We start from the raw sequence: 4,686 nt of genomic DNA on the forward strand, positions 1-4,686 counted from the left end.
CAAAGGGTTAATGAAAAACGGTCATCTGTTGCAGTCGAGAAAAAGAAAAAAGAAGCTTATCAATGGAAGCCACAAAAGAATATCAGAAAAAATACGAAGAAATCTATAAATTGATTGCTGAGGACCAGCCTTATTCATTCCTGTTTTATTACAATTATCATAGGGCAATCCCGACAAACATGCATGGCTATGTATTCCATCCGAAAAATGACTTATATCATATTGAAAAATGGTGGCTTGAACAATAATAGTTAAATCCCTAGAGAGGTGAGGATTATGCATCCTTTCCTCTTTATCCTATTTTAGAAAAGGGGACAAGAATATGGTTACATATATTGTTCGTCGAACATTAATGTCTCTGCCAATTCTTTTGGGCATTACAATTTTATCATTTGCGATAATGAAAGCGGCGCCAGGTGATCCGATGTCACTTATGATGGATCCGACAATCAGCCAAGCTGACAGAGCCAAATTTATTGAAAAGTATGGACTCAACGATCCGGAACCTGTTCAGTACTTAAAATGGCTTGGGAACATGCTCCAAGGCGACTTTGGGACATCTATTGTGAAAAAGGGGACACCAGTTTCCGATCTAATCCTTTCACGTTTACCAAATACTCTGGTGCTCATGGTTTTTTCAACTCTTGTTGCTCTTCTGATTTCAATTCCTTTCGGTGTTCTTTCTGCAAAACGCCCTTATTCTAAGCTTGACTATGGTATTACTGTCACGTCATTTTTAGGGCTGGCGATACCAAATTTCTGGTTCGGATTAATTCTTATTATGGTTCTTTCCGTAAATCTCGGTTGGTTTCCTACAGGAGGTGTCGGCACTTTAAACGCTGACTTTAACATTTTTGATAGGCTCCATCATTTAATTTTGCCTGCATTTGTTTTAGCAACTGCGGATATGGCCGGTATTACTCGTTATACAAGATCAAGTATGCTTGATGTATTAAAGCAAGATTATATAAGAACAGCTCGAGCCAAAGGATTTAAAGAAAATAAAGTGATTTTCAAACATGGCTTGAGAAATGGCCTGCTTCCTGTTATTACAATTTTCGGATTAATGATTCCGTCATTTATTGGCGGTGCTGTCGTAGTTGAGCAGATTTTTACTTGGCCAGGATTAGGAAAGTTATTTATTGATTCGGCATTCTCTCGAGATTATCCGGTTATTATGGCCATGACTGTGATTTCTGCTGTTTTGGTTGTACTGGGAAACTTGATTGCAGATATTTTGTATGCATTAGTTGATCCGAGAATTGAATATTAAAAGGGGGGGACACACATGACAAATCCAAACACTGCGGCTCCCTCTAATGAGGTAAAGCTAAAAGAAAATATTAGAAAAAAACCAGAAACAATGACTAGGATCTTTTTTGAGAAATTTTTCAAAAATAGGCTTGCTGTTGTTGGGGGGATTATTTTATCAGTTATCATCTTAATGGCGGTCTTTGCTCCTTTTATTGCACCTTACTCGCCTGAGAGTCAATCTCTTTTAAACAAACTGAAGCCGCCAAGCGCTCAAAATCTAATGGGGACGGATAAGTTTGGGCGCGATATATTTACAAGGGTGTTATATGGAGCACGTGTGTCTTTATTAGTTGGTTTTGCTTCAGTAATTGGTGCGATTACAATTGGTACGGTTGTTGGAGCTTTAGCAGGATACTTTAAAGGAATAGTAGATGCTGTATTGATGAGGGCTGTCGACGTAGTTTTATCTATTCCGGATATTTTTCTGCTTATTACCTTAGTTACAATTTTTCAACCGGGAATGGATAAGTTAATTTTAATTTTTTCTCTGACGGGCTGGACTACAACAGCGAGACTAGTCAGAGGTGAGTTTCTATCCCTACGGTCAAGGGAATTTGTATTGGCTGCTAAAACAATAGGCACAAAAAATTACAAAATTATTTTTTCGCATATATTGCCGAATTGTATTGGACCAATTATTGTTTCCGCTACTTTAAAAGTAGGTAGTGTCATTCTAGCTGAATCAACGTTAAGTTACTTGGGTTTCGGTATCCAGCCGCCAATTGCTAGCTGGGGAAACATGCTTCAGGATGCTCAAAACTTTACATTAATGATTCAAGCATGGTGGTACCCGTTATTTCCCGGGCTATTTATTTTAATGACCGTTTTATGCTTCAACTTTGTCGGTGATGGCCTGCGGGATGCGCTTGACCCGAAAAATATTAAATAAAAATGAATATAATATCTGTTATAAAATATCACCAAATCAGAAAAAAGCAGGTCTCTTGTTGTCAGAAAATATACAAAGAGATCTGCTTTTTGTGATTCTTGCATAAAACCAGTGATTCCAGATTTCCTCAATCTCTTTGGAATAATTTCTCTGTCCCTTGCCTATACTGTGGACAACAGTTTTTATAAAGTGAGGGGTTAGAGATGTTATTTCTTCATGATGTGTGGGTCAATTGGTTTGAAGGGGAAGAAAATGGCTACAATGTATGCCACTTTCACGAATGGCGCAAGGAAGATACGGTTGAGCTTTTGGATCAGGTGCCTTTGTTAAGGGTGCCGTCAGTACTGTTTCATTACATAGAAAACGATTTGTCAGAGCTTCCGAAAGGTTTGCTAGAAGACGTACATCAGAAATCGTACATTCGGAAAAATCATGAGCGGACAAAGCTTGAATATTGTTTTGTTGTAACAGACGGAATCGGCATTTTGGCTGTCGACACGATCGGCTATACAATCCCTGTCAGGAAAAGCCGTCTGATCCCAAGACAAGAGCAGCTCGTTTATGAAATGGTAAAAGATGTAGAGCCTGAAGCGTATGAATTTGAACCAAAGAAACTGGAATCCTCTAAAGAATATCACATCTTATCATTAGCACCAGAACATGTCAGGGGTCTGACAAGAAAAGAACGGCAAATCAAGCAGCTGATGTTTATGGCGCTTGACCAATTAAAAGGGCTGAAAAATCGCGCTGAAATCGGCTATTGGTATACAGAGTGGAATCCGCATATGTATGAACAAATCAAACGGATGAGCTTTGAAGAGATTTGGGACATGCTGTATAACGAAACAATTGAAGGCTGGTCGGATAAGCACCTAGCTTTTTGCGAAAACCTAATAAAAGGACAGCCTTTTTTCGAAAAGCTGTGGGAAATGGAAAATGAATCAAAGGTAAACTGAAATAAAACCGCTCTTTGCAAAGAGCGGTTTTTTGATCAGCGTCTTTTTCTTCCAAGACCCATGGCATTCTCCATTTTTTTCAGCATTTTGTTTGCTGTCCGGTTCGCCCGTTCCGCGCCTTCATCAAGAATCCGGTCTAATTCTTCAGATTCTATCAGCTCATAATAGCGGTCTTGGATCGGTTTTAATGCGTTCACCACGACTTCTGCCAAATCACCTTTAAACTCGCCGTAGCCTTTTCCGTCGTATTTTGCTTCAAGTTCTTCAATTGTCGTATTGCCGAGGATTGAATAAATCGTAAGAAGGTTGGAAACACCCGGTTTGTTTTCTTTGTCAAATTTTACAATGCCCTCGGAATCTGTCACAGCGCTTTTGATTTTCTTTTCAAGAAGCTTCGGTTCATCCAGCAGTGTAATATAAGATTTCTGGTTCGGATCAGATTTGCTCATCTTCTTCAGCGGATCATTCAGAGACATGATGCGTGCACCGACTTTTGGAATTTTCACTTCCGGAATCGTGAAGATGTCGTTGTATTTTTTGTTGAAGCGTTCTGCGAGATTCCGCGTCAGCTCAAGGTGCTGCTTTTGATCCTCACCAACAGGCACAAGATCCGTTCCGTACAGCAGAATATCAGCGGCCATCAGCGGCGGGTATGTTAACAGGCCGGAGACGACAGCCTCATTGCCTTTGGATTTGTCCTTAAATTGAGTCATTCGTTCAAGTTCGCCGATATATGCGACACACTGCATCATCCATCCGGCCTGTGCGTGCGCGGGAACCTCTGACTGAATAAACAATGTTGCTTTTTCCGGATCAAGTCCGACAGCTAAGTAAAGCGCCGCCAGACTGCGGATATTCTTTCTTAGCTGGAGCCGATCTTGAGGAACGGTTATTGCATGCTGGTCCACGATGCAAAAATAGCTGTTATAATCATGCTGCAGTTCGACAAACTGCTTCATTGCACCGATATAGTTGCCGAGCGTAACAGAGCCGCTTGGCTGAATGCCTGAAAAAATCGTTTGTTTCATGAAAACATCAACCTCATTTCTTAAAACATAATAAAAAAGGCTCATTCTTCCCCTATAAAAAAGGGACGAATGAACCGTGGTACCACCCTGATTATTCCATTAAAATGGAATCACTCTGACGTTTGTAACGGAGTCTGCTCCGGCTGAGCCTACTTTTTTCGGGTTCGGTCAGCTGCTCCAAAGTCCATTCCACATTGCCCGTTATCTGCTCCCAGCACCGCAGACTCTCTTCAAACAGGTGAAATGTGTACTACTCTTCTTCATAGCACGCTTTTCTTTTGATTGCTTCATTATAAATCAATTATAACCAATTGTCATCATGAAAAAACATTCTTTTTCCCAGTAACATTGTAATGATATAAATAACATGGGTGCTGTAAAACCCTTAAATGATAACTGCAATCAGTGTAAAAACAGGCAGATATTATATGTAAAAAGCAATATGGATAGAAAACTCATGAAAAAGTTTTTAATCAATTTATGCTTTAAATGGTAGAAG

General features: G+C 39.8%; 4 protein-coding genes, 1 pseudogene and 1 other annotated feature. Of the genes and pseudogenes, 4 read left to right on the plus strand and 1 reads right to left on the minus strand.

All coding sequences use genetic code 11. The annotated features are described in order from the left end of the window. Nucleotides 1-74 precede the first annotated feature (74 nt). The 4 genes and pseudogenes from C1T29_RS07010 to C1T29_RS07025 all read left to right on the plus strand — a co-directional run. Nucleotides 75-248: pseudogene (locus C1T29_RS07010) on the plus strand (peptide-binding protein); the annotation flags it as partial. A 74-nt stretch (nt 249-322) separates the two neighbouring features. Beyond that, nucleotides 323-1,273 (plus strand): ABC transporter permease, encoded by a 951-nt coding sequence (locus tag C1T29_RS07015; RefSeq protein WP_015252362.1) that lies wholly within the window; start codon nt 323-325, stop codon nt 1,271-1,273. A 15-nt stretch (nt 1,274-1,288) separates the two neighbouring features. Then, complete coding sequence (gene opp4C / locus C1T29_RS07020; RefSeq protein WP_040083452.1) at nt 1,289-2,203, plus strand: oligopeptide ABC transporter permease; 915 nt, start codon at nt 1,289-1,291, stop codon at nt 2,201-2,203. A 203-nt stretch (nt 2,204-2,406) separates the two neighbouring features. Beyond that, complete coding sequence (locus tag C1T29_RS07025) at nt 2,407-3,159, plus strand: YjbA family protein (RefSeq protein WP_014663526.1); 753 nt, start codon at nt 2,407-2,409, stop codon at nt 3,157-3,159. 35 nt (nt 3,160-3,194) lie between these two features. Here the strand turns inward: C1T29_RS07025 and trpS are convergent, their stop codons facing one another. Then, nucleotides 3,195-4,187 carry a tryptophan--tRNA ligase gene (gene trpS / locus C1T29_RS07030; protein WP_040083808.1) on the minus strand — a complete coding sequence of 331 codons (993 nt, stop codon included), beginning with the start codon at nt 4,185-4,187 and terminating at the stop codon, nt 3,195-3,197. A gap of 58 nt (nt 4,188-4,245) precedes the next feature. Beyond that, nucleotides 4,246-4,460, minus strand: a binding site (T-box leader). Between the last annotated feature and the right edge of the window lie 226 nt (nt 4,461-4,686).

This window comes from Bacillus sp. MBGLi79 (assembly GCF_002953915.1).